Here is a 24,716-nt window from a genome sequence, read left to right as displayed (position 1 = left end):
CCCGGCCACCGCTGCTCACGGAATCACGTCGTGATGCTGGCAAAACTCGACCTCGCTGCGTTCGGGTGAACCCCCGGCGGTTCACCTACCGCAGCCACGATAGTCCCGCCCGGTGTGGTCCGCGCCAGTCGGCGCTTGCGCACCGGGCTCACCCACCCCGCAGCGCCCGCGAGTGCTGCCTCCTGGCGTCGCCGCGGCGATCCACTAGACTGTGCTCCCGGCCACCGCCTCGACAAACGGCAGGTAGCTGCAGCGGCTGCTGCGCGTCGAACCGTAGGAGACTCCACATGCCGGCAATCGTCCTGATCGGCGCCCAATGGGGCGACGAGGGCAAGGGCAAAGCTACCGACCTGCTCGGTGGCCGGGTCGACTGGGTCGTGCGCTACCAGGGCGGTAACAACGCGGGACACACCGTGGTGCTGCCCAACGGCGACAACTTCGCGCTGCACCTGATCCCGTCGGGCATTCTCACCCCGGGCGTCACCAATGTCATCGGCAACGGTGTGGTCGTCGATCCGGGCGTGCTGCTGGAGGAACTGGCGGGGATCGAGCAGCGCGGCGTGGACACCTCGCGGCTGCTGCTCTCGGCCGACGCGCACCTGATCATGCCGTATCACGTGGCCATCGATAAGGTCACCGAGCGCTTCCTGGGCAACAAGAAGATCGGCACCACCGGCCGCGGCATCGGCCCCTGCTATCAGGACAAGGTGGCGCGGGTCGGGGTGCGCGTGGCCGACGTGCTGGACGAGAAGATCCTCACCCAGAAGGTCGAGGCCGCCCTGGAATTCAAGAACCAGGTGCTGGTGAAGATCTACAACCGCCGCGCGCTGGACCCGCAGCAGGTCGTCGACGAGGTGCTCGCGCAGGCCGAGGGCTTCAAGCACCGCATCAGCGACACCCGGCTGCTGCTGAACGAGGCGCTGGAGGGCGGCCAGACCGTGCTGCTGGAGGGTTCGCAGGGCACGCTGCTCGATGTGGACCACGGCACCTACCCGTACGTGACCTCCTCCAACCCGACCTCCGGCGGCGCCGCGGTGGGATCCGGCATCGGCCCGAACAAGATCACCACGGTGCTGGGCATCCTCAAGGCGTACACCACGCGCGTCGGCTCGGGCCCCTTCCCGACCGAGCTGTTCGACCATTCCGGCGAGTACCTCGCCAAGACCGGCGGCGAGGTCGGCGTGACGACCGGGCGGGCCCGGCGCACCGGTTGGTTCGATGCGGTCATCGGGCGCTACGCCACCCGGGTCAACGGCATCACCGACTACTTCCTCACCAAGCTGGACGTGCTGTCGAGCCTGGATCGCGTGCCGATCTGCGTCGCCTACGAGATCGATGGCGAGCGGGTGGAGCAGATGCCGACCACGCAGACCGAATTCCACCATGCCAAGCCTATTTACGAGGAAATGCCCGGCTGGTGGGAGGACATCTCGCACGCCCGGACCTTCGAGGAGCTACCCGCCAACGCCCGTGCGTACGTCGAGCGTCTCGAGGAGCTGTCCGGCGCCCGCATCTCGTGCATCGGCGTCGGCCCGGGCCGCGACGAAACGATTGTCCGCCACGACATTCTGGGATAGGCCCGACCGAAACGGACCGCGCCCCACTCGAAATCTCAAGTGGGGCACGGTTTTTCGTTTGTGGAGCTCGTCCCGGGGAACTCAGGATTCGGTCGTCGGTTCGGGCTCGTCGTAGTCCGGCGCGGCGTGGTCGGGGACTCCCGGCGTGGGGTCGCGGGACAGGTCGATCAGGGGGTGCCGCTCGGCGCCCTCGGCGGCCGCGTGGCGGCCGTAGCTTTGCTGCTGCTCCTGGGTCATCGTGTGGTCTCCCTCCGGTTCGGACACCCTGAACCCTAACCCGGGGTGTGGTGATGCTGAGACAGGTGGGTCAGTAGTAGGTAATCGGGGCGAGTGGTTCGGCGGCTTGGGGGGTGAGAGCGCTGTACGCGCTCGCAATGGATTTCACGGCGATGCGCAGGTCGGATTCCTCCCGGGCGAAGGGCAGGCGCAGGAAGCGCTCGAAGGCGCCCTGCACGCCGAAACGTGGTCCGGCGGCGAGCAATACGCCGTGATTGGGGGCGACGGCGGCCAGCGCCGAGGAGACCGGGCTGGGCAGCTGGACCCACAGGGACATCCCGCCCGCGGACGGGACCACGCGCCACTCGGGCAGCTCCTCGGCCAGGGCCTCGAGCAGGGCCGCGCGGCGCGAGCGCAGCTGTTCGCGGCGGTGCACCAGCATTTCGTCGGCGTGTTCGAGCAGGTAGGCGGTGGCGAGCTGATCCATCACCGGGGTGCCGAGGTCGACCGTGGAACGGATACCGATCAGCTTGGTGATCAGCGCGGGATTGGCGCGGACCCAGCCCACCCGCAGCCCGCCCCAGAACGACTTCGACGCCGAGCCGATCGTCACGATCTCCGGTCCGCGCGCGAAAGCGGCCACGGGGGGCGGGGTTTCGCCGTCGAGCTGCTGGTCCACCATGGATTCGTCGATGATCACCGTCATGCGGGTGTCGCGGGCGATGGCGGCCAGTTCGGCCCGATCCTGCGCGCCCATCAGCAGCCCGGTCGGATTGTTGAAGTCCGGCAACAGATATGCGGCACTGGCCGCGGTCTGCCGTGCGGCACTGCGGATTCCGTCCATGTCCCAGGCGGACTCCGGATTTTCCGGGCGCAGCGGGACCGGTACCGGGCGGGCCCCGACGTCCCGAATCGCCTCGATCGCATTGGGATACGTCGGATGGTCGATCAGCACCCGCTCGGCCGGCGCGGTGAGCACGTTCAGCAGCAGGCGCAGGCCGTGCTGGGCGCCGAGGGTGACCAGGATCTGATCCGGGTCGGTGGGCAGGCCGCGTTCGGCGTACCGGCGCGCGATGGCCTCGCGCAGCGGCGACACCCCGACCGAATCCATGCCGTGCGTGCACAGGTAGAGCGGAAGGCCCTGCAGCGCCGCGGAATATGCGTCGGTGGTCTCCGGCGGCGCGGACATGGCGGCGAAGGTCATGTCGATGGTGGGCTGATTCGGCGACATCAGCGCCAGGATGCTGCGCACGGGCTTGCCGCCGTCGTGCGCGACATCGGACGGCAGGGCGACCGTGCTGCGCGAGCCCTGCCGGCTGATCAGGTAGCCGTGCTCGCGCAGCAGCGCATACGAGGAGGTGACCGTGGTGCGGCTGACGCCGAGCGTGGCGGCCAGATCTCGCTCGCTGGGCAGGGCGACGCCCAGCGGCGCGCGGCCGTCGTGGATCAGCAGCCGGATGCTCTCCGCCAGCGCGAGATAGGCCGGGCGGCCGCGCTTGTCGCCGCCCTCGTCCTGGCGCCACCGGCCCAGGTCCCTGGTCAGAGTGGGGGCACTGATTACACGGAGAGCCATAAAGGCCAGTATCGAGCCGCTGGCCATTTAATTCAAGTCCAGATGTCGTCATGATGAAATCATGGCTGATTTCGTTGCATCTGTGCTGGTCGTCGCGGCCTTCGCGGCGAGCGTCCACCTTTTCGCCCCCAGGCCCGGCGCGCGGGCCGCGGCATTGCTCGAGCGCTACCGGCCGCATGCGCCGATGGCCGACTGGTCGCTCTCGTTCCGCGACGAGCAGCGGCAGTATTCGGATATCGCCGCGATTTCCGCACGTCGAGACGGCGATGTGGAGTTCGGCAGGATGGTGGACGCCGACGCCGCGGACGCGGAGGAACGTGCCGCTGTGTCGTCGATGATTCGCCCGGCACGCGGTGCCCACTATCGCCTGGATCGGCTTCGGCAAGCAGTCCAGTTCTGATAACTGGTCTGTTGATCCGGTACCGCGCGCGGCTGGCACTGCGCTGTCGGCAAGTGCCAGGGAGCTATCAGCGATCCCCGTCATTCTGGCCCGATGACACCGCAAAATCCATGGGCCGACCGCTTGGACGTCATCGAAACGTGCACTCGCATGGCTTGGCACACTGATAATCGCGAATGGGGCCGGCTTGCAGGCGTTTTCGCTGACCGGGTCCGGCTGGATTACACCAGCCTCAATGGCGGCGAACCGGCCGAGTTGCCGGTCGCCGACATCGTTGCCGCGTGGTCCGGACTGCTGGGCAAGCTGGACGCCACTCAGCATCTGATCACCAATCACCTGGTCGAGGTCCACGACGGGACCGCTGTGTGCACCGCCGACTTCCAGGCCACCCATCGGCTGGCCAATCCGTTCGGCGGGCACCTGTGGACCCTCGGCGGCAAGTACCGCTTCGAGTTGGCGCGCACCGAACGCGGCTGGGTGATCACCGGTGTGCTCATGACCGCGGTGTGGGCCGACGGTAACAAGGATCTATTGACCCTCGCGGCCGGAAAGTAAGGGTAGAGAATGACCTTCGGGATCGGCTCGATCAGAATCCGGCCAACCACTGTCGCGATGGGCGAGATCGCCAACCCCAGCGCCTATTACGTGCCCCAGGACGCGGCGAACTTGCTACGCGCCGATCCAACGCGGCGGGAGGCGGTCGAATTCACCAGTGGCACGGTGACTCTCGCCGGGCACCTGTACCGACCGCCGAGTGCAGAGGCCGAAGAGCGCACACCGGGTCTGGTGATGTGCGGGCCGATCAGCAGCGTCAAGGAGCAGACGCTGCCGCATTACGCGGAACGGTTCAGCGATGCCGGATACACGGTGCTCACCTTCGATCCACGCAATTTCGGTGAGAGCGAGGGTGAACCGCGTTTCCGCTACAACCCGAACTCGGTCATCGCCGACTACGCCCACGCCGTCGGTTACCTGCTGACCCGACCCGATATCGACCCGGAAGCCGTGGCGGCAGTGGGCGTCTGCATGGGCGGCGGGTACGCGGTGTCGCTGGGAGCGCGCGACAAGCGGCTCAAAGCCGTGGTCGCCATCGCGGGCGGCTACAACATCGGCGGCACCTTCCAGCAGTTCTTGGGCGTGGACGGATTCGCCGCCTACCTCCGCCTGATCAACGATCTGGTGCAACAGCAATACGAGACCGGCGAGATCGCCTACATCCCAACCATCGCCCGCGAGTTGTCCGAGCAGGTTCCGGTAGCGGCCATGCCCAACCCCGAGGCGTACAGCTACTACGACCGCACCGGCCGCGCCGAGGCCCCGAACTGGTCGCGCACCCTGACCGCGGACTCGCTGGAGCCCTATTTCATCTACAACTCGGTCGTCCACGCGCCGCTGGTCGCACCGACGCCGTTGCAGATCATCCACGGCACCGCCGACACTGCCCTGCTGCCGGAATACGCCCAACAGGTCTACGACGCTGCAGTCGGTGCCAAGGAACTGATCTGGCTCGATACCCACAACCACATCGAGCTCTACGACCAAGACCCCTATGTCAGCGCCGCCGTCGCACATGCCCTGCGCTGGCTGGACCATCATGTCCGCGCACATTGACGTCAGATAGGTGCGATCGCCAGAACGGCGAAAACCAACAACACACGCCCCCGCAGCCGGCCGGACAGATCAAATTCAGGACAACCCAGCAGGGCGTCAGTCGGACCCAGGGTCACGACCGGCGCGGGAACGCCCAAACATCATCAATGTCGGACCCCTCGGGCACACTGACCGTATGCCCGATCCCGGCCGTCCGCTCGCCGCGGCGCTCTTCGATACCGCCGTCGGCGTGTGCGCCATCGCCTGGTCCGACGTGGGTGTGGTGCGGTTCGGATTGCCCGAGGCCACGCCGAAGGCCACGCTCGCCCGCATTCTGCGCGGTGCCGAGGGTGGCGAGGCCGAGCCGTCGGGTGCCATGGCAGAGGTCATCGCGGGCGTGCGTGCCCATCTCGCCGGCGCGCTCGACGATCTGCGCTGGATTCCGCTGGACCAGAGCGCTTCTCCGGAATTCCATCGCGCGGTCTACGCGGTCACCCGCGCCATCGACCCGGGCCGCACTCTCAGCTACGGCCAGGTCGCCGAGCGCATCGGCGCCCCCCACGCGGCACAGGCGGTCGGACAGGCCCTGGGGCACAATCCGATTCCGCTGATCGTCCCCTGCCACCGCGTGCTGGCCGCAGATCATGCGCTGCACGGCTTCTCGGCCCCCGGCGGGTTGGATACCAAAGCGCGGCTGCTGGAAATTGAGCGCACTCCGGGCTTCGGCGAGCCGACCTTGTTCTGATCGGAGGGCTGCGGCACCCGGCCGTATGCCACCTGGATACGAAGGTGCGGCTGGAGATCGAGCGCACCCGGGTTTCGGCGGGCCGGCCCTTGTTCCAAGGGTGCGGCACCCCGGACCGGACCGCGTACGGGTATGAGGGTGCGGCTGGTGATCGAGCGCACCCGGGTTTCGGCGGGCCGGCCTTATTCCCTGTGTGCGGCACCCGGACCGGATGCCGCACGGCTCAGCGGCTTTCGAACGGAGAGCCGTCCTCGTGGTGGCGTGTCGGCCGCCGCGGTCAGCGCTTCGGCTGCGGGGTTGGGGTGGTGGACGGGCTGATGACGTTCTGCAGGTCTTGATTCGTCTGGTTGACGCCGTCGACGATCGAGTTGGGAACCGCGTTCGGGACGGGGGCGCTCAGGGGGCCGATGTGAACCTCGCGCGGCGAGGGCGGCGCGGTGGTGGTGGGCGTGGCCGGAGATCGGCGGCGCGTGTAACCCGAGTTGTCGTTCTGCGGTGTGGCGGAATGCAGTTGGGCGGACTGATCGCCGCCCGGGGCGGGTGCCGTCGGCGTGACCGGAGCGACGGGTACGGTGACACCCGGCTGCACCGGCCCCGACGGATCGGCCAGTGCGATGCCGGCGCACGCCACCAGCGCCACCATGCCGGCCCCGACAGCAGCCGCTACCTTGCGATATCCCTGGGCCACCTCGGTAACCACCCTCCTGTTGTCGATCCGCGGTGCCTCCGGGGGATCGAATGGTCACACCCCGCTGTCGCCTCCGGCCCGGGTGCGCACCGCTGATCTGCGTCGAGCAGCGATGCCGGATAGTCGGATCGCCTCGTGCAGCATCGTAATTGGTGGTGACCCCCTGTAGCTATATGGCCGATACCTCACTACCCACTCTTGCCAATGTCTACACTTCCGAGATGGATCTGCTGTTCTCGGCGATCGGTCTCCTGGTGTTCGCCGGCATCCTCTACGCGGCATGGATGACATTCCTGGTCCTCCGCGGCCCGAGGTGATGCCGCCGCGGCCCGGCGCTGACCCGTTGTGCCGCAGCGTCATACCGAGAACCTCGCGAGAGTGCCCCGCGAGGGGTCTGCCGCCGTTCGCTACGGCGAGTCGAGTTCCGTTGTCCTGCTGAACTTGTTGGAGCGTCGCCGGATCCTGTGGCCAGGACCTACGGGACCTGCCCCCACCGGGCTCCGGAACCGCGGTGGGCAGAGGTTCGACTCCGGCGATGGTCAGGCCCGCGATCTTGTCCGAGTGGCTGGCGTTGATGCCGACCGAGTCGAGGCCCGTGGCGATGGCGGCCTCGGTGTCGGCGGCCGCGCTGTTGGCGGGGTTCAGGAGGGAGTCGGGGACGTCGTCCGGGACCGGGGCGATGGACGCGCCCACGCGCAGGGTGCGACCGGGGCGACCACCGTGGGGGCGTGCAGGTCCTGGACGTTGATCGCGAGGGGCCGCGTCGGTGTCGGGGATGGCGCGGAACTTCTGCGGGACGGCGTAGTCCGGGGCGGGCGGCGCGGTGAGCGGCACGGGCACCGGCGGTGCGGTCACACCGGGCCCGGGCTCTGCAGGAGGTTGCCGCCGCCCGGATGCGCGATGACGCCGGGCTGCGAAGTGGTCGGGTGCGGGGCGGGGGCCACTTCTAGCGCGCCGGCCGCAGGCGGTGTGGTCGCGGTGTCGGGCTGCCGCTGGTGGATGCTGGGCTGCCGTGCCGGTGCGGACGGGATGGACGCCGCGGATTTCGGGCCGGACCGAGCCGAGGGATGGCTGGTGGAGCAGCCCACCGCGAGTGCCAGCGGGATGGTCCCCAGAACGATGGCCGCCAGCTGATTGAAGACTCATCTAAGCAGGCGGTATCTGCGGTTATGTCGGACGACCGAATTAGTTTCGCTGTTTGCCGCTCGGTGGCTCGCCGCGCATCAATTCGGCGAGCGCCTCGCGATCGGTGACATCGAGCTTGATGCACGCGCGATACAGGTGCCCCTCGACGGTCCGCACCGAAACGGTCAGCCGATCGGCGATCTGGCGGTTCGACAGGCCCGCCGCGACCAGATTGGCGATCTCGCGCTCGCGGGCGGTCAGCGGCAGCGGCTGCGCGGACTGGCGCAGCGCCGGGGTGCCCGCGCCGCCGCACGCCGCGGCAAGCCGGTTCGCCGTGGCGGCCGATTCCAGCAGCCGGCGGCGGTCGCCGGACCGCTCGTGTGCCGAGGCGGCCTGGGCGGCGGCGTCGGCCGCGGACAACAGTGCCCCGATCGCCTCGAATTCCGTTGCCGCGGTATCCAATCCGGGACCATCATGGGAGGCGACGGCGACGGCGTGGCGAGCCTGGATCTGCACCAGCGGCCCGTCGATGCGGGCGGCGAGATCGGCGAGGCGACCGGCGACCGTATGGTCGCCGAAGCGGGCCGCGGTGTGCAGCGCCATCGCCTCCACCGCATGCTGATTCGCGCGCGCGGCGGCGTCGGCCGCGCCGATGGCCAGGCGCACCGCGGGCGTCAGGGTGCCCTCGGCGGCGGCCTGCCAGGCCCGCGCGAGCTCGAGCTGCGGCTCGTACACCGCGCTGTGCCGCCCGCCGCGCTCGGCCGCCTCGGCGATGGTCTCGGCGGCCTCGGCCGCGCGCCCGAGTGCCGAATATGCCTCGGCCAGACGGATTCTCGCCGGGAACATCCAGGCGGCCGCGCCCTCGGCGGTCAACGCCGCGAGCGCCTGCTCGAGATTTTCCACCCCGTCCGGGAAGTGGCCCTGTGCCACATCCACGGTGCCCTGCAGGATCTTCGCGAAGCCCCACGCCAGGTACTGCCCGGGGGCCGAATAGCCGAAATACGCCGTGGCACAACGGCGAGCGGCGGTCAGATCGCCGGTGAGGGTCAGCGCAAGCACCTCGGCATGGGTCGACATGAACCGGTTGAGCCCGTCGATGTGCGACTCCACCTGATGCCCGCGCTCGGCATACACGCGCGCGGCATCGCCCCGCCCCATCAGCGCGAGCGCCAGGCTGCCGCCGAACGCTGCCCACCACACCGCCCACGGCGGCGCCTCGTCGGCGGACATGACGTGCTCGGCGTCGACGAAGGCGTCCTGCAAACGGTTTTCGTTGACCGCGCACGCGGAGGCCAGGCCCTGCAGGATCAGTTGGATCTTCGGGTGGGTGACCTTGCCGCGGACCAGCGCCAGCACCTCCTCGGCGCGATCGGCATCGCCCATGGCCCACAACAGATTCGCGACCCGGGTGCTGCCCCAGCGCGCCAGCTGCACCTGGTTGAGCTGGTCGGCGTCGAAGCTGGCCAGAGTGCGCTCGGCCTCGATCCGATGGCCCTGCCACAGCAGCGCCCGGGCGAGCAGATCGGCCGACTCGACCCCGCCCTGGCGCTCCACCGCGGCCCGGGCGAAGCGCTCGCCGAGGGGCAGATTGGCCAGGCCGATGGCGTCCTCCGCCGCGGCCTCGAACAGCTCGAGATCGGCGGATTTGTCACTGTCCAGGGCCAATTCGGCCAGCCGGATGCGATCGGAGGCCGACTTGATCGGGCGCTCTCGCAGCGAGGAATACAGCCGCCCGCGCAACCGCCGGGCCGAGGCGATGCCGAGGCGCCGGCGGATCACCTCGCCGAACAGCGGGTGGTTGTAGCGCACCAGCAGCTGGTGGGCATTCTGGACGATCCGTACGACGCCGCGCGATTCGGCGGATTCGACCGCCTCCTCGCCCGCCAGCTCGGCCAGCACGTCCAGATCGATGGGCTCGCAGAACGTCAGCAGCTCCAGTACGCGCAGCACGTCGTCGGGGAGCTGTTCGACCCGATCCTCCAGCAGCGCGGCCAGTTCCGAGGTGACCGCCGCCCGGCCGCGCAGCTGCCAGACGCCGTTGACCTGCCGCAACGTGCCCGCCTCGAGCGCGCCCTCGACCAGATGCCGCAGGAAAAGCGCGTTGCCGCCGGAGGATTCCCACATCAGGTTGGCGGTGAAGCCCTCGAGCTGACCGCCGAGCATGGACTCGACGAGTTCGACGCTCTGGCGTTCGCTGAAGGGAGACAGGTCGATCCGCAGCAGATGACCGTCCTTCCACAGGGAGGTCACCGCGTCCGGCACGGCGACTCCGCTGCGGACCGTGCAGACGATGTGCGCCGCCTTGTCGATTGCCAGCTGCAGCAGCAGCGTCGCGGACAGCTGGTCGAGCAGGTGGGCGTCGTCGACACCGATGATGGTGTGCCCGTCGGCCAGCAGCGCCTCGCGCGCGGCGGCCATGAACGTCACCGGATCGTGCGCGGTGTACACGCCGACCATGTGCGCGAACACACCCAGCGGGATGCTGCGCGCCGACTCGGTCCCCGCGACCCAGCGAATGTTGCCGCCGATTGCGGCCGCGGCCTGCCGGGCCAGGGTGGTCTTGCCGACCCCCGCGTCGCCGGTGAGCACCGCACCGACGAATTTGGAGCCGGTGAGGGCCGCGCGGAGCGATTCCAGTTCGCTGCCGCGCTCGATCATCGGCCAGTTCCGCGCCATGGAATTTACTTTAGTGCCTCATGATTCTGTCCGGGGAACTCGAACCCCCACGGTCGCAAGTGGATCGGGCGAGGCCGGGCCCGAAGGCCCGGCCACGGGCGCGAATCAGTCCGGCCACACCTGGTCGATCGGCGTTCCGGCCGACGGCGGCGGCGTCGGGATCCCGCCCGGCGTCCGGGAGAATCGCGGCGCGGGCGCGTGCTGTACCACTCCCTCGATCTCGATCAGTCCGGTGCGGGCCACGATGTGCTCGTTCTGCTCGGCCTCGGTCATCGTCAGCACCGGGGTGCAGCAGGCATCGGTGCCGTCGAAGACCGCGGTCCACTCCGCGCGGGTGCGGGTCTTGAACTTCTCGGTGAACAGCTTGCGCAGCTGATCCTGCCCGCTCGGGTCGAGCTGATTGGGCAGCCCCGCCGGATCGATCTCGAGGCCCTTCAGGAATTCGGCGTAGAACTGCGGTTCGATGCAGCCCACGGCCATGTACTTGCCGTCGGAGGTCTCATAGGTGTCGTAGAAGGCCATGCCGGTGTCGAGCAGGTTGGTGCCCCGCTCGTCGGACCACAGGCCCACGCCCTTCATGCCCCAGATCATGTGCGACAGGGCCAGGGCGCCGTCGATCATGGCGGCGTCGATGACCTGCCCCCTACCCGAGCCCTGCCGCTCCACCAGCGCGGCCAGCACGCCGAACACCAGGAACATCGAGCCGCCGCCGAAGTCGCCGACCATGTTCAGCGGCGGCACCGGCCGCTCGTCCTTGTGGCCGATCGCGTGCAGGACACCGGTGAGCGAGATGTAGTTGATGTCGTGTCCGGCGCGGTCGGCCAGCGGACCGAACTGGCCCCAGCCGGTCATGCGCCCGTAGATCAGTCGCGGGTTGCGCTCGAGCGCGACGTCCGGGCCCAGGCCCATGCGTTCGGTCACGCCGGGACGGAAGCCCTCGAGCAGCACATCGGCCTTCTCGATCAGCCCGAGCACCTGCTCGATGTCCGCCGGATCCTTGAGGTTGGCCTCGACGATGGTGCGCCCGCGCCATTGCGCGCGTTCCATGAATCCGGGCAGCATGCCGGGTCGCTGCACCCGCACGACGTCCGCGCCGAGGTCGGCCAGCAGCAGCGCCGCGTGCGGGCCGGGTCCGATCCCGGCCAGCTCGACAACCCGGATGCCCGCGAGGGGGCCCTGCCTGGTGGTGGATGGTGTGCTCACGTCCTACCTCGGTTCGTCGTTCCTGCGCACCGCCACACCGGCGATGTTGACACTCCGACAATAAGCGGTGACCGTGGGCTGCGTCACTGGGGTGCGGCATCGAACACGTACTACCCGCGACCTCCCCGATTCCGTGTGGTCCATGCGGTATGCCTGAGTGGCCGCATCATTCGACTCATTCGACGACGGAGGTCCGGTGTTCGGTAGAACGGTGGCAACGGTGGTCTCGGTCCTGGCCTTCGGCCTGACCGCGGCGGGCTGCTCGTCGCACTCCGGCGACGCGCGCGTCGGGGTGAAGGCGATGGTCATCACCATGTTCGATCCGGAGGCCAAGCCCTGGGTCGACAATCAGAAGTGGACTCACGAGATTTCGGTGCCGGGCGTGCGAACGCCGGTGCGCTGCAACGACTCCGGCATGTGCATGATGGTCACCGATGAGGGCAAGGTCGATGCCGCGCTCTCGGTCTCCGCGGTCCTGGCCAGCCCGAAACTCGACCTGGACAAGGCGTATTTCATCACCGCGGGCATCGCGGGCACGCCGCCCGACGTCGGGACGCTCGGCTTCGCGGCCTGGGCGCGCCGCATTGTCGACGTCGATCTCGGCCATCACATTCTGCCGCAGGACGATCCGTCGGTGCCGCTGGGCTACCTGCCGCTCGGCGACATGGACAAGCCGGTGACCCAGGAGTACGAGCTCGACGCGCGGCTCGTGGACGCGGTCTACCGCAACACCAAGGAGGTCGCCCTCGCCGACGATCCGAGCCTCGCGGCGGTCCGCGCCGCCTACCCGGGGCAGGCCGGGCACGACAAACCCTTTGTCACCGAATGCGATACGGCCACCGGCGACAACTTCTGGTCCGGCGCGGTCTCCTCGGCGCAGACCGCGTACATCGTGGGCATGCAGACCGGCGGACAGGGCCACTACTGCACGTCTCAGATGGAGGACAACGCCACCGCCGGCGCCCTGGCCCGCGCCGGGAAACTGAACCGATATGTGGACCTTCGTACCGCGAGCAACTTCGACCAGCCCGCGAGCGGCGGATCGGTGACCGACATGCTGAAGGGCAACTACGCCGGATTCACGATTTCGGTGGAGAACGCCTATCGTGTGGGGCTGGCTGCGGCGAACTACCTGATTCAGCATCCGGACCTGAACTGATCCGCCGATGGCACACATTCGGTTACCGAATGATCGGGTGCTGGCGACCGGTTCTAAACGACGTTTAGTGAACAGATTTAACTGAACGATACCCTGTGTGGTGATTGCGGCGAACTTTGATGCTGGAAAAGTATCAGCTGGAAGCTTCGCTCCTCGGCGGTACGCCCGTCCCGGACCGCCGACTGCACCTCCTCGACCGCCCCGACGGCAGTACAGTGACGTGCGGAATGGCTGTATGCATTCCGTCGGCCAGAGCGAGAGATGGTTGAGTGTGAAGAAGAATTCGGCGGCCGAACCACCCGGATTACATGTCACCGCCCAGCAGTTGTCCGCACGCGATGCGGTATTCGTCTACGAGGAGCATCAGCGCCATCCGGCCAATATTGCCGCCGCCTACGTATTCGACAGGTCGCGGGGTGAGGTAACTCCGTTCGGTACCGAACAGGTGCACGCCTGGGTGCGGGATCGTCTGGGGCACTCGCCGATTTTTCACCGGCGGCTCGCGCGGATACCCGGGGATCTGGATCTGCCGTACTGGGTGCCCGATGCCGGGTTCCGTCTCGCCGATCATGTGACGCTGAACGGTCCCGAGGTGTTCGATTGGGACGAGATCCGGCGGCGTATCGCCGCGATCGCGTCCACCCGAATGGATCTCTCGCGCCCGCCGTGGGAGATCCATATCTTCGAACGCGTCGCCCGCTTTCCGGGATATCCCGCGGTGACAGTGGTCGTGCTCAAATTCCATCACAGCGCCGCCGACGGCATGGGCACACGGACGCTGGAGTCGAAGCTTTTCGGCGCCGTCGATATTCCGCCCGCGCCCACGGTGGACCACCATTCCTGGTCCGAGTCGACGGCATTGCTGCGTTCGGCCGGCCTCCTGCCCTATCGCTGTGTGCGGTTCGTGGCGGGATTGATTCGAACCCGCCGGGCCGCACAGGCGGCGGCGGCCGGCGTAGCGGCGAAGGCACTCTACGAACCGATCGCCCATCGTCCCGCCACCCGCTTCAATCATGCGGTTCGCTCGGAACTCGTCTTCGACTTGATTCCCATTCCACTGCGGGCCGTGCTCGATCTGAAGGCGGCAATGCCCGGCCGCACCACCGTCAACGACCTCATGCTGGCCGTGATATCCGGTGCGCTCGATGCCTATCTCCGCGAGCGGGGTGAGACTCCCGCGGCGTCGCTGGGTGCAATGGTCCCCATGTCGATGCGCGGCACGGCGCGGTGGAATTCGGCGAATCAGCTCTGCCTGATGTCGGTCGATCTACACACCGACATCGCCGATTCCCTCTCTCGTTTACAAGCAATTCAGGTCTCGGCGCGACGGGAGAAAGAGCGCTGGGCCAATGCCGATGTCCTGCGACGCGAAGCCCGGCTGCACACCTCTCCGGCATGGTTGTTGCGATTGGTCGGCTGGGTCCGGGCGCAGCAGTCGTTCGACGATATCGAGACCGTGCCGCTGGTGAATACCACGATCAGCAATGTGCCCCCGGTGACCGAGCGGCTCGAATTTCTCGACCTGCCGGGTGTGAGCGCGTTCGGTGTGCTGCCGGTATTCGATGGCGACGGGCTACGTCATCTGGTCAGTTCGCAGGGCGAGGAGTTGTGGATATCGGTCAGCGCCGACAGCAAGATGATGCCGGATCTCGAGCATTACGGCGAGCTGCTGCGCGGGTCGTTTCGTCAGCTGGCCGAGGCGGCCGGGTCATTGGGGGAGTGACGCCGGGGCGTGGCCGCCCCGGGCCATCCGCGCAGCTCAGATGCCCAGCGATGATGCCAGCATGGGCCACGATCGGTGCAGCTCGTCCTGCCAGTACCCCCAGGAGTGGGTGCCCGTCGGGCGGAAGTCGTAGACGATATCGGTACGGCCGAGCTGACGAGTCCGGTCGGCGAGGGCGGCGGTACAGGAATTCGTCGCCGCTTCGAGGATGCCGCCGACCGCCATCTGATTGGCGAGCATGGCCTGGCTGTTGTTCAGCGTGGGATCGGCCAGGGTGTCGTGCTTGCCGGGCAGACCACTGCCGCTGGATATGTACATCGGAATGTGCGGCAGGCGCGCGGCATTCACATACGGGTCGTGCGCCTGCCATTCCGGACCGCCGACATGGCCCCACATATTCGTCACGTCCGCGCCGCCGTCGCTGACCACCAGCGTGACCATGGCCCGGCCGATGGGATCGCTGGTCATCGCGCAGCCGCTGTACGCGGCGACGCTGCGGTACAACCGCGGCGCTTGGATCGCGAGATTCAGGACCGAGGTGGCCGCCATGGAGATGCCCGCCAGCGCATCGACCCCGTTCGTGTGAAAGGTGGCGTCGATAACCGGCGGTAACTCATCGGTGAGGAAGGTTTCCCACATGTTCCGGCCGTTGTTGTGCAGCTTCTTGGCCAGTCCCTTGTCGGGCTTGTCCCAGTCGGTGTAGTAACTGAACGCGCCCTCGGTGGGAATCACGACATTGACGTGCTTGTCCGCGAAGAATTGCGCGGCATCGGTGCGCGCCAGCCAGTTCGCGGCGTCCTCCCCGCCGCCGGCGCCGTTCAGCAGATACAACGTCGGGGCCGGCCGGGTCGTGTCCGTCGGGTGCAACACCTCGAGCGTGATATTGCGCTGCATGGATGGTGAATACACGCTGATATTCGTCAGCTGTCCGGCCCCGCGGGTTTCACTCACCACTCGGGCGCCGGATTGGGCCGATGCGGCCGGCGTGCTCGCGGCCCACAGCACGGCCGACAATGAGAGAGATGCGGCCAGGTAGGCAATACCGCGCAACGTATACGTCCTAGAGCTGAGTCAGGTCGGCATCGGAGTCGACGCGGGGGAGTGGCCGAGTTTCGCCGGCTCCCCCGCATCGGCCACCGGTAACTACTTTGTGTGTGGCGTACCCCCGCTGAGACTGACCAGCGCATTGGTGATCGGGGTCAGGATATTGGCGTTAGCGCTTGCGGTGCCCATTCCGAGAATGGTCAGAAGTGATCCCATGTCTATCTCCTACGTATTGTCGATCGGATATTCCGAACCCGATGAATAATTCACATTGCCGGCACTACTTGACGATATTTCCAAGCGAGCCGAGAAAGGTCGACCAAAGGCCGTCGCCGGCCACCGCGGATCCCAGCAGTGGGACGAGGACCGGAAGTAGGGCGCCATCAGCAAGAGAACCCACGACAAAAACTCCTTATTCGAACAGCAGCGAACCCTCGATCCCGGAATCTGAGGTCGAGAACTCGTCACCAACGCAGGTCCGTCAGTGATGAAGGGGAACGTAGCAGGGTTGAATATATGCCGCAAGAGAATCCGAAAAATGGTCTTCCGTATCGCCGCCCGGGTATAAGCGAATATTCAGCTACCATTTGGAAGGATCGTATGCCAGTGGTATTGATCTTGAAAAATCGAGTAGCCGGTGATTCGCGTACCGTGGATCGGAACAGCTCCGGCGCAAACAGGCCAGCCGACTTCGACCGGAACAGCTCGAGAGGATTGGATGACAATTCTTTCTATTGTTCTAGAACGCGTTCTACCAGCGGAAACGTCGCGGGGAATTGGTCGGCAACCGGATAATTCAGGGCTGCCTAATAGCTCGACGGGCGGATCGGTGTCGCAATTGCGCCAGCGCCCACCTCTCCCGGCGTAGGACTGGAACGGGTACATTTCAAGTTCGTTTCAGCGCTGACGCGGCTACCCCACCGGGTCACGCGCCCCTCGGGAGTACGCATGAAAACCACTGTGCCAGTGTTCTTTCCAGCCGCCGCGAGGCCTCGCGCGGGCGCCGGCCCGGCCGGGGCAAACCGCCGGACTCGGTGGCCATCGGGCCCGCGCCGCTATTCGATGATCGGGAGCGGTTCCGTGGGCGGGCCGGGCAACTCGGATCGACTCATGCGCAGCGTCGGTGGCTCGGTCCGGGGCAGGGGCATCGTCGGCGGGGACTCGTGCATGGGGCGGGCCTTGACCGGTAGTCCGTAGAAGGCACGGGCATTGTCCTCCAGTACCCGGTGCACGCCGGGGCCGATAGCCTCGCCGATCAGCTCGACATCGGCGTCGCGGAACGGACGCCCGGCGCGCATGCCGGGAAGGTCCGAGCCGAACATCAGCGCCTCCGGATTGACCCGGTGGATGCTGCGCAGCGCGGTCGGCACGTTCATCGCCACCCGTCCGAATCCGGACGCCTTGACCTTGGCGCCGCGGTCGACGAGGTCCAGCAGGTAGGGCAGGCATTCGTCGGACATGCCCAGGTGGTCGATGGATAGCACCGGCAGCTTGCTGATCACCGGTTCCAGCGACCCGAGCATGGATCCGTCGATGTACAGCTCCACATGCCAGCCCGCGACGGCGTATGCCCGCAGGGCGAGCATGGTGAGCTCCGCGATATCGCCGGCCGCGCGCTTGAGATTGAATCGCAGCGCGCGCACCCCGGCGCGGCTCAGGTCGACGATCTCCGCGTCGGTGGTGTCGGGGTGCAGATTGGTGACCCCGACCCAGCCCTCACCCAGCTCCGCCAGCGCGGCCCGCAGAAAGCCCTGGTCGGTACCCTGGAACGACCCGCTGACCACGGCTCCGCCGTCGATATCGAAGCGCGCCATGCGCTTTCGATAATCGGCGATGGTGAAGGGCCGGGGCAGGAAGCCCTCGTTTTCGATCAGCGGGAACCGCGGATCGACGAGATGGACATGGGCATCGAACACGAGATCAGCATGCCTCGAGACACCGACAGGATCCATATGCGGCACTTCCGACCCGGTAAGCGCCGCAGGGGATAGCCGGTGCTCAGGCCTTGTGCGGCTCGCTGGCGCGCAGCATGTCCTCGCGCTCGACGACCTTGACGCGCTCGCGGCCCTGCGGCTCGCCCAGGGCGCGCTCGTGGGCGTCGAGGCGGTACCAGCCGGCCCACGTGGTGAACGGAATTCCCTTGTCCTCCAGGAACTTCGTTACGGCGTCGAGCTCGGGCTCGGCCGCGGGGGTGAACGCGGCGGCGTCGTCGAGCAGGCAGGCGATGGTCTCGTTGGCGTCGCCCTTGGTGTGGCCGATCAGGCCGACCGGGCCGCGCTTGATCCAGCCGGTGACGTAGGTGGCGGGCAGGTAGCGCGCGGAACCGTCGGCATCCTCGTCGATCAGCACCCGCCCGGCCTCGTTGGGCACGGTGCCGGCCTGGTCGTCGAAGGGCAGCTGGGGGATGTTCTGCGACAGGTAGCCCACGGCCCGGTAGACGGCCTGGACATCCCAGTCGCGGAACTCGCCCGTGCCCTTGACGTTGCCGGTGCCGTCGAGCTGGGTGCGCTCGGTGCGCAGGCCCACGACCTTGCCGTCCTCGCCGACGATCTCGGCGGGGTTCTCGAAGAAGTGCAGGTACAGCTTGTGCGGGCGGTTGCCGACGTCGCGGATGGCCCACTGCTCGATGGTGTTGCAGACCATGTCGACCTGCTTGGAGTGGCGGCGCGCGGCCTCGGAGCCCTCGTCGTAGTCGATGTCCTCGGGATCGACGATGACCTCGATATTGGGCGAGTGGTCGAGCTCGCGCAGCTCGAGCGGGGTGAACTTGGCCTGGGCCGGACCGCGGCGGCCGAACACGTGCACCTCGAGCGCCTTGTTGGCCACGAGGCCCTCGTAGACGTTCGGCGGGATCTCCGTCGGCAGCAGCTCGTCGCCGGTCTTGGCCAGCACGCGGGCCACGTCCAGGGCCACGTTGCCGACGCCCAGGACGGCGACCTTCTCCGCGTCGAGGGGCCAGGTGCGGGGAACGTCGGGGTGGCCGTCGTACCAGGAGACGAAGTCTGCCGCGCCGTAGCTGCCGTCCAGGTCGATGCCCGGGACGCCGAGCGCGCGGTCGGCGTTGGCGCCGGTGGAGAAGATCACCGCGTCGTAGAAGCGGTGCAGGTCGGGCAGGGTGATGTCGGTGCCGTAGTCGATATTGCCCAGCAGGCGCACCTGCGGCTTGTCCAGGACCTTGTGCAGCGCGGTGATGATGCCCTTGATGCGCGGGTGGTCGGGCGCCACGCCGTAGCGGATCAGCCCGAACGGCGCGGGCATGCGCTCGTACAGATCGATGGAGACCTCGGCATCGGACTTCATCAGCGCGTCGGCGGCATAGATACCCGCCGGTCCGGCGCCCACGATCGCGATGCGCAGTGGGCGGGTTCCTGCACTTGTTTCCGTCATTCTGATGCGCACCCTCTGGTCGAGAACTCTGTCGTCACTGTCATTCTTAGCCGTCGCTCTTAGCTTAGGCTAAGTTGACGCTGGGTCCGGGATACACCCGACGATCCTTCATACCGTTCGATGCTGCAACGTTGCCGCTCGGGGGGATTCGGTTCGTCCCGGCCGGGACCGGGCTCGGCGGTGATTCTATCGGTGTCGGCTATGGCCGGTTGTGGCGGCATCGCGCGAACGAGCCGGGGTCCGTTCTCCGGGCCCGCCCGCCACCAGGGATGATCGGTGCATGAGTGACGCGGAGACCACCGGCGAGCCGACCCCGATCGACCAGGGGGAGCCGGTCCGCTCGCTGGTGCCGTTCCTGGCCGCCGCGGTGCTCGCGGTGCTGGTCATCGTGGGTATCGTGATCGCCGCGCTGCTGCACCCCGCTGAGAAGAATCTCACAGATGCCGATCGCATCGCGAACGCGGTGCATGCCTTCGTCGACGCGCAGCGCGGCACCGATGCGGCGAAGCGGGCAGGGACCGAGTGCCCCGGATTCGAGCAGGCGCGTTCACCGCTGGGTCCCGATGCGGCCGGAAAGGACATCGCGATCGATGGCCTGAAGGATCCCCACGTCGAAGGCAACCGCGCGACGGTGACCGTGAGCAGCAAGGTCGACGGGAAATCGGCCACCTCGGTCTGGAATCTGACCCGGCCGCAGGGCACCTGGCTCGTCTGCGATCGGCCGTGAACGAGGGTTTGACAGGTGGCCCCATGGCCAGGCAATCTCGATCGAAGGTCATGAGTGCCAGCGATAGGCCCCGGCTCGCTGGTCGGCAACCCTCCTCCGCGGTGGGGTGCTCCGGGTGACGACCTGGCACGCGCCCAGCTCCGGGCGCGGCAAGTGCGGATTCGCGAGGAGGTTCTGTGACTTACGCAGGTGACATCACGCCCCAGCAGGCGTGGGATTTGTTGCGCGACAACCCCGATGCGGTGTTGGTCGATGTGCGCACCGAGGCCGAGTGGCGGTTCGTCGGGGTGCCCGACACCAGCGCCATCGACCGGCCCACGGCGCTGATCGAATGGGTCGACGGCACCGGCGCACCCAACGGCGAATTCACCGACCAGCTGAAGCAGGCGCTGGCCGGGCGCGCGGCGGACAGCGACGCGCCGGTGATTTTCCTGTGCCGGTCCGGGCAGCGCTCCATCGGCGCGGCGATCGCCTCGACCGCTGCCGGATACACCCCCTCCTTCAACGTGCTCGAGGGCTTCGAGGGCCCGCTCGACGCGAACGGGCATCGCGGCGGCGCCGGCTGGCGCGCCCTGGGTCTGGCCTGGAGGCAGTCATGATCACCGGTGGTGCGTTCGACAAGCCGCTGCCCGAGGGCGTGGGCCCGGCGACCCAGGCCGTGCGCGGTGGGCTGCGGCGGTCCGGATTCGAGGAGAACGCCGAGGCGCTGTACCTGACCTCCGGCTTCGTCTTCCCCAGCGCGGAGGCGGCCGAGGCGTCGTTCACCGGCGAGATCGAGCACTTCGTGTACTCGCGCTACGGCAACCCGACCGTGGCCATGTTCGAGGAGCGGATGCGCCTGATCGAGGGCGCCGAGGCGTGCTTCGCGACCGCGAGCGGCATGTCCGCGGTCTTCACGGCCCTCGCCGCGCTGCTGGGCAACGGCGATCGGCTGGTCGCCGCGCGCAGCCTGTTCGGTTCGTGCTTCGTGGTGTGCAACGAGATCCTGCCGCGCTGGGGCGTGGAAACGGTCTTCGTCGACGGCGAGGACCTGTCCCAGTGGGAGGCGGCGCTGTCGGAGCCGACCCAGGCGGTCTTCTTCGAGACCCCGTCGAACCCGATGCAGACACTGGTGGATGTGCGACGGGTGTCCGAGCTGGCCCACGCCGCCGGCGCGAAGGTGGTGCTGGACAACGTCTTCGCCACGCCGCTGCTGCAGCACAGCCTGGAGCTGGGCGCGGACGTCGTGGTGTATTCGGGCACCAAGCACATCGACGGCCAGGGTCGGGTGCTGGGCGGCGCGATCCTGGGCTCCCAGGAGTACATCGACGGTCCGGTGAAGAACCTGATGCGCCACACCGGTCCGGCGCTGAGCCCGTTCAATGCGTGGACGCTGCTCAAGGGCCTGGAGACGATGCCGCTGCGGGTGCGGCACTCGGTGCAGTCCGCGCTGAAGATCGCCGAATTCCTGGAGCAGCAGCCCGAGGTGGCGTGGGTGAAATACCCCTTCCTGCCCTCGCATCCGCAGTACGAGCTGGCCCGGCAGCAGATGGACGGCGGCGGCACCGTCATCACCTTCGAGCTGGCCTCGGGGCCGGAGGAGGGGAAGAAGCGCGCCTTCGAGGTGCTGAACCGGCTGCGCATCATCGACATCTCCAACAACCTGGGCGATGCGAAGACGCTGATCACCCACCCGGCCACCACCACGCACCGCGCGATGGGGCCGGAAGGCCGTGCGGCCGTGGGCATCACCGACGGCGTGCTGCGCATCTCGATCGGCCTGGAGGACGTGCAGGACCTGCTGAACGATCTGGATCAGGCGCTCGGCTGAGGCATTCCGACGATTCACAACCCTTGTCGCCGAACGGTTTCGGCGATGAGGGTTGTTTCGTCTCCGCGTCCGCATCGGCCGGCTTCGCGGTTCCGGCGATGAATTTGTGCCAGCTGTTCCGTCCTACCTGCGTCCGGTGAATGTGCGGCCCGGGTGCGGGCCGACGACGTGGGAAGGATCCTTGCATGCGGATCAGGGCGCGCCTGTGCATGAGTGCCGACGGCTACATCACGACTCCGAACGGGTGGCCGCCGCAGGTCGTGGATCCGGTGCACGGCCAGGGCAGCCACGGCATGGTGGAATTCCTCGAGACCTGTGAGGCGGCGCTGATGGGCCGCACCACCTTCGAGCCGGCGCTGACCAACGAGTGGTGGCCGTGGCCGGATCTGCAGGTGTTCGTGCTGGGCTCGCACCGTCCCGAGGGCACGCCCGACCACGTGACCGTGGAGAGCGATCCGGTCCGGCTGCTTGCGGCGATGCGGGCGGCCAACCAGGGTGGCGATGTCCATCTGGTCGGCGGGCCGCACACGATCGAGACGTTCCGGGCGCTCGGCGCGCTCGACGAGCTGAGTCTGGTGGTGGTGCCGTTCGTGCTGGGCGGCGGCATGCGGCTGACGGACGCGGTGAGCGTCGATCTGGGGCTGGAGCTCGAGAGCACGCAGCCGCTCGAGGGCGGTGGGGTCGAGATCGTCTATCGGGTGCGGCCCGATGGGCGGGTTGCGCAGGCGCAGCAGAGCGAGTGGGCGCCCGACTCGCAGCACGGCGCCGACGCCTGAGGCGGCTCGCACGGGCCGGCTCGCCAACGATTGTCGAGGGGGCGTCGTCGGTGAGCCGGACCCCGTGCGGTCCAGGCATTGACAGCATGCTGTCAATAATGACAGCATGCTGTCATGATGAGAACAGTGCATATGGCTGTGTACGACACGTTCGCTGACTGGGAGGTCGGGCACGCCACCGCGGGCATCAATCGCGCGCTGTGGCATCGCGAACCTGGGACCTGGCGGGTGCGAACCGTCGGTCCCACGCGCGAGGCGGTGACATCGATGGGCGGCATGCGCATCGTGCCCGATCTCGCGCTGGACGAGCTCGCGCCGGGCGACAGCGCGATGCTGATCCTGCCCGGATCGTCCATCGCGGAATCCGGCGCGCTGGCCGCCTTCGGGACCAAGGCGGGCGAGTTCCTGGCGGCCGGTACGCCGGTGGCCGCGATCTGCGGCGCCACGTTCGTGCTCGCCGCGGCCGGACTGCTGGACGAGCGGCCGCACACCAGTAACGATCCGGGATACCTTGCCATGAGCGGATATTCGGGCGGGGAACACTACGTGGCGGACACGGCGGTGACCGGCGGCGATCTGATCACCGCGACCGGCACGCGTCCGGTCGAATTCGCGCGGGAGATCTTCGCGCGGCTGGGTGTCTTCGAGCCGCACGTGCTCGACGCCTGGTATGCGCTGTACGGGGACAACGACCCGAAGGGCTTCTACACGCTGGCCGAATACGAGGCGCAGCGGGCGGTGGCCGAATGAGTGTGTGCGCGACCGGATCAGCGGGATGCAGCCTGCCGCGGATGCCGGGCCCGGAGGTGCGGTGATGAGCCGGACGATTCCGCAGTCGTTCAGCGCCACGGCGATCACCACGTTCAAGTTGAACGGCCAATTCCTTTCCATCGCGGAGGAATTGGCGCAACCGGCCGGAATCACCGCGGCGTGGTGGCAGGTGCTCGGCGCGGTCCTGCCCGCGCCGCTCCCCGTCTCCGGTATCGCACGCGAGATGGGTATCACCCGCCAGAGTGTGCAGCGCATCGCGGATCTGCTGGTGGCCAAGGGGCTTGCCGAGTACCGCCCCAACCCGGCGCACCGCCGCGCCAAACTCGTGGCGGTCACCGAATCCGGTCACGAGGCGATGCGCCGGATCACCCCGCAGCACGCGGAGATGGCCGAGCGCCTGGCCGCCCGGTTGGGCGTCGAGCGGCTGAACGACATCGTCGATGCGCTGCTGGATCTGTCGGCCGCGCTCGACGCGCTCGAATCCGAGTAGGTCGTCCGGCCGGACTCGACCGACGGCCGCGGGCTCAGCGGCTGCGGCGGAGGTGGTACGTGCGCTCGCGCGCCGGCCACACACCTTCGCGAGCGGCACGAATTCGGCCCGGGAAGCCGGATCCAGCGCCGACGGGCCCCCGCCTAGCGGGCGAACGGGTCGGCGGTGTAGCCGACGAGATCAGCGACCGAATCGACGACGACCGTTGGGCGATAAGGGTATTGCTCCACCGATTTACGGGTGGAGATGCCCGAGGTGACCAGGATCGTGCGCATGCCCGCCTCCAGCCCGGCGATGACGTCGGTGTCCATGCGGTCGCCGATCATCACCGTGGACTGCGAGTGTGCCCCGATCCGGCGCAGCGCCGAGCGCATCATCAGCGGGTTCGGCTTGCCGACGTAATACGGCTCGCGGCCGGTGGCGCGGGTGATGAGCGCCGCCACCGAGCCCGTCGCGGGCAGCAGGCCCTCGCGGGAGGGGCCGGTCGCGTCCGGGTTGGTGGCGATGAATCGGGCGCCCTTGTCTACCAGGCGGATGGCGGTGGTGATCGCCTCGAAGGAGTAGGTGCGGGTCTCTCCGAGCACGACGTAGTCCGGATCGCTGTCGGTCAGCACGTAACCGATCTCGTGCAGGGCGGTGGTGAGGCCCGACTCGCCGACCACGTAGGCGGTGCCGCCGGGGCGCTGGTCGTTCAGGAAGGTCGCCGTCGCCAGCGCGGAGGTCCAGATCGCCTCCTCCGGAATGTCCAGGCCGCTGTGGCGCAGCCGTGCCTGCAGGTCGCGGGGAGTGCGGATGGAGTTGTTGGTGAGCACCAGGAACGGGATGTCGTTGGCCTGCAGGTCCTGCAGGAACTTGTCGGCGCCGGGGATCAGGTGGTCCTCGTGCACCAGTACCCCGTCCATATCGGTCAGGTAGGACAGGATCGGCTCAGCATCGGTCACCAGCACATTGTGGGCTATCGATCTTCACGATGTGGACAACTTTCGAAGTTGCGACCATTCACACATGCCCACCGGACCGGTCAGGTGGGCATGTG

At 67.8% G+C, this 24,716-nt stretch carries 22 protein-coding genes and 1 riboswitch; of the genes, 13 read left to right on the top strand and 9 right to left on the bottom strand.

The genetic code is table 11. The features are described from left to right. The first annotated feature begins 287 nt into the window (after window positions 1-287). Complete coding sequence (locus tag KO481_RS31905; protein WP_215922192.1) at window positions 288-1,577, top strand: adenylosuccinate synthase; 1,290 nt, start codon at window positions 288-290, stop codon at window positions 1,575-1,577. 81 nt (window positions 1,578-1,658) lie between these two features. On the opposite strand, the gene KO481_RS31900 is transcribed toward KO481_RS31905, so the two are convergent. Both KO481_RS31900 and yczR read right to left on the bottom strand, forming a co-directional pair. Beyond that, on the bottom strand, window positions 1,659-1,814 hold the full coding sequence (locus KO481_RS31900) for a hypothetical protein (RefSeq protein WP_215922191.1): 156 nt from the start codon (window positions 1,812-1,814) through the stop codon (window positions 1,659-1,661). A gap of 70 nt (window positions 1,815-1,884) precedes the next feature. Beyond that, a complete protein-coding gene (yczR, locus tag KO481_RS31895; RefSeq protein ID WP_215922190.1) occupies window positions 1,885-3,366 on the bottom strand; it encodes a MocR-like transcription factor YczR in 1,482 nt (493 codons plus the stop codon). Window positions 3,367-3,427: 61 nt separating this feature from the next. Here yczR and KO481_RS31890 point away from each other — a divergent pair, with 61 nt between their 5' ends. The 4 genes from KO481_RS31890 (at window position 3,428) to KO481_RS31875 (ending at window position 6,101) form a co-directional block, all read left to right on the top strand. Next, the gene (locus tag KO481_RS31890) at window positions 3,428-3,766 is read left to right on the top strand and encodes a hypothetical protein (RefSeq protein ID WP_215922189.1); all 339 of its coding nucleotides are present in this window, start codon (window positions 3,428-3,430) and stop codon (window positions 3,764-3,766) included. Between the two features lie 93 nt (window positions 3,767-3,859). Beyond that, window positions 3,860-4,321, top strand: a complete 462-nt coding sequence (locus KO481_RS31885) for a nuclear transport factor 2 family protein (RefSeq protein ID WP_281066231.1) — start codon at window positions 3,860-3,862, stop codon at window positions 4,319-4,321. Between the two features lie 9 nt (window positions 4,322-4,330). Further along, window positions 4,331-5,377, top strand: a complete 1,047-nt coding sequence (locus KO481_RS31880; RefSeq protein WP_215922187.1) for an alpha/beta hydrolase — start codon at window positions 4,331-4,333, stop codon at window positions 5,375-5,377. 175 nt (window positions 5,378-5,552) lie between these two features. Further along, window positions 5,553-6,101, top strand: a complete 549-nt coding sequence (locus KO481_RS31875; RefSeq protein ID WP_215922186.1) for a methylated-DNA--[protein]-cysteine S-methyltransferase — start codon at window positions 5,553-5,555, stop codon at window positions 6,099-6,101. A gap of 277 nt (window positions 6,102-6,378) precedes the next feature. Here KO481_RS31875 and KO481_RS31870 read toward each other — a convergent pair whose 3' ends face one another. From KO481_RS31870 to KO481_RS31860, 3 genes are all read right to left on the bottom strand, one after another. Then, window positions 6,379-6,801 carry a hypothetical protein gene (locus KO481_RS31870; protein WP_215922185.1) on the bottom strand — a complete coding sequence of 141 codons (423 nt, stop codon included), beginning with the start codon at window positions 6,799-6,801 and terminating at the stop codon, window positions 6,379-6,381. 1,173 nt (window positions 6,802-7,974) lie between these two features. Next, a complete protein-coding gene (locus KO481_RS31865; protein ID WP_215922184.1) occupies window positions 7,975-10,590 on the bottom strand; it encodes a helix-turn-helix transcriptional regulator in 2,616 nt (871 codons plus the stop codon). A 105-nt stretch (window positions 10,591-10,695) separates the two neighbouring features. Continuing rightward, on the bottom strand, window positions 10,696-11,793 hold the full coding sequence (locus KO481_RS31860) for a CaiB/BaiF CoA transferase family protein (RefSeq protein WP_215922183.1): 1,098 nt from the start codon (window positions 11,791-11,793) through the stop codon (window positions 10,696-10,698). A gap of 196 nt (window positions 11,794-11,989) precedes the next feature. Here KO481_RS31860 and KO481_RS31855 point away from each other — a divergent pair, with 196 nt between their 5' ends. Further along, on the top strand, window positions 11,990-12,952 hold the full coding sequence (locus tag KO481_RS31855) for a purine-nucleoside phosphorylase (RefSeq protein ID WP_215922182.1): 963 nt from the start codon (window positions 11,990-11,992) through the stop codon (window positions 12,950-12,952). Window positions 12,953-13,223: 271 nt separating this feature from the next. Beyond that, window positions 13,224-14,675, top strand: a complete 1,452-nt coding sequence (locus KO481_RS31850; RefSeq protein ID WP_308166844.1) for a wax ester/triacylglycerol synthase family O-acyltransferase — start codon at window positions 13,224-13,226, stop codon at window positions 14,673-14,675. A gap of 36 nt (window positions 14,676-14,711) precedes the next feature. Here the strand turns inward: KO481_RS31850 and KO481_RS31845 are convergent, their stop codons facing one another. The 3 genes from KO481_RS31845 to KO481_RS31835 form a co-directional block, all read right to left on the bottom strand. Beyond that, on the bottom strand, window positions 14,712-15,689 hold the full coding sequence (locus KO481_RS31845; protein WP_372452158.1) for an alpha/beta hydrolase: 978 nt from the start codon (window positions 15,687-15,689) through the stop codon (window positions 14,712-14,714). A gap of 1,085 nt (window positions 15,690-16,774) precedes the next feature. Then, window positions 16,775-17,635, bottom strand: a complete 861-nt coding sequence (locus KO481_RS31840; protein ID WP_215922179.1) for an amidohydrolase family protein — start codon at window positions 17,633-17,635, stop codon at window positions 16,775-16,777. Between the two features lie 82 nt (window positions 17,636-17,717). Then, on the bottom strand, window positions 17,718-19,106 hold the full coding sequence (locus KO481_RS31835; RefSeq protein WP_215922178.1) for an FAD-dependent oxidoreductase: 1,389 nt from the start codon (window positions 19,104-19,106) through the stop codon (window positions 17,718-17,720). 280 nt (window positions 19,107-19,386) lie between these two features. Here KO481_RS31835 and KO481_RS31830 point away from each other — a divergent pair, with 280 nt between their 5' ends. The 6 genes from KO481_RS31830 (at window position 19,387) to KO481_RS31805 (ending at window position 23,680) form a co-directional block, all read left to right on the top strand. Further along, window positions 19,387-19,833, top strand: coding sequence for an Rv0361 family membrane protein (locus tag KO481_RS31830; protein WP_215922177.1), 447 nt, complete (start codon window positions 19,387-19,389; stop codon window positions 19,831-19,833). A 46-nt stretch (window positions 19,834-19,879) separates the two neighbouring features. Then, a riboswitch (SAM riboswitch) is annotated at window positions 19,880-19,995 on the top strand. Window positions 19,996-20,009: 14 nt separating this feature from the next. Then, window positions 20,010-20,432, top strand: a complete 423-nt coding sequence (locus tag KO481_RS31825) for a rhodanese-like domain-containing protein (RefSeq protein WP_215922176.1) — start codon at window positions 20,010-20,012, stop codon at window positions 20,430-20,432. Next, window positions 20,429-21,643, top strand: coding sequence for an O-succinylhomoserine sulfhydrylase (locus KO481_RS31820; RefSeq protein ID WP_215922175.1), 1,215 nt, complete (start codon window positions 20,429-20,431; stop codon window positions 21,641-21,643). The genes KO481_RS31825 and KO481_RS31820 overlap by 4 nt, the downstream gene beginning before the upstream one ends. A 185-nt stretch (window positions 21,644-21,828) precedes the next feature. Continuing rightward, window positions 21,829-22,419 carry a dihydrofolate reductase family protein gene (locus KO481_RS31815; RefSeq protein ID WP_215922174.1) on the top strand — a complete coding sequence of 197 codons (591 nt, stop codon included), beginning with the start codon at window positions 21,829-21,831 and terminating at the stop codon, window positions 22,417-22,419. A gap of 114 nt (window positions 22,420-22,533) precedes the next feature. Beyond that, a complete protein-coding gene (locus tag KO481_RS31810) occupies window positions 22,534-23,169 on the top strand; it encodes a DJ-1/PfpI family protein (protein ID WP_372452154.1) in 636 nt (211 codons plus the stop codon). A 64-nt stretch (window positions 23,170-23,233) separates the two neighbouring features. Next, the gene (locus tag KO481_RS31805) at window positions 23,234-23,680 is read left to right on the top strand and encodes a MarR family winged helix-turn-helix transcriptional regulator (RefSeq protein ID WP_215922173.1); all 447 of its coding nucleotides are present in this window, start codon (window positions 23,234-23,236) and stop codon (window positions 23,678-23,680) included. Between the two features lie 143 nt (window positions 23,681-23,823). Here KO481_RS31805 and KO481_RS31800 read toward each other — a convergent pair whose 3' ends face one another. Further along, window positions 23,824-24,582, bottom strand: coding sequence for an HAD-IIA family hydrolase (locus tag KO481_RS31800; protein ID WP_215922334.1), 759 nt, complete (start codon window positions 24,580-24,582; stop codon window positions 23,824-23,826). Window positions 24,583-24,716 lie beyond the last annotated feature (134 nt).

Source organism: Nocardia albiluteola (assembly GCF_018860155.1).
GTDB lineage: Bacteria > Actinomycetota > Actinomycetes > Mycobacteriales > Mycobacteriaceae > Nocardia > Nocardia albiluteola.
This window is presented reverse-complemented; position numbering and strand designations above follow the sequence as displayed.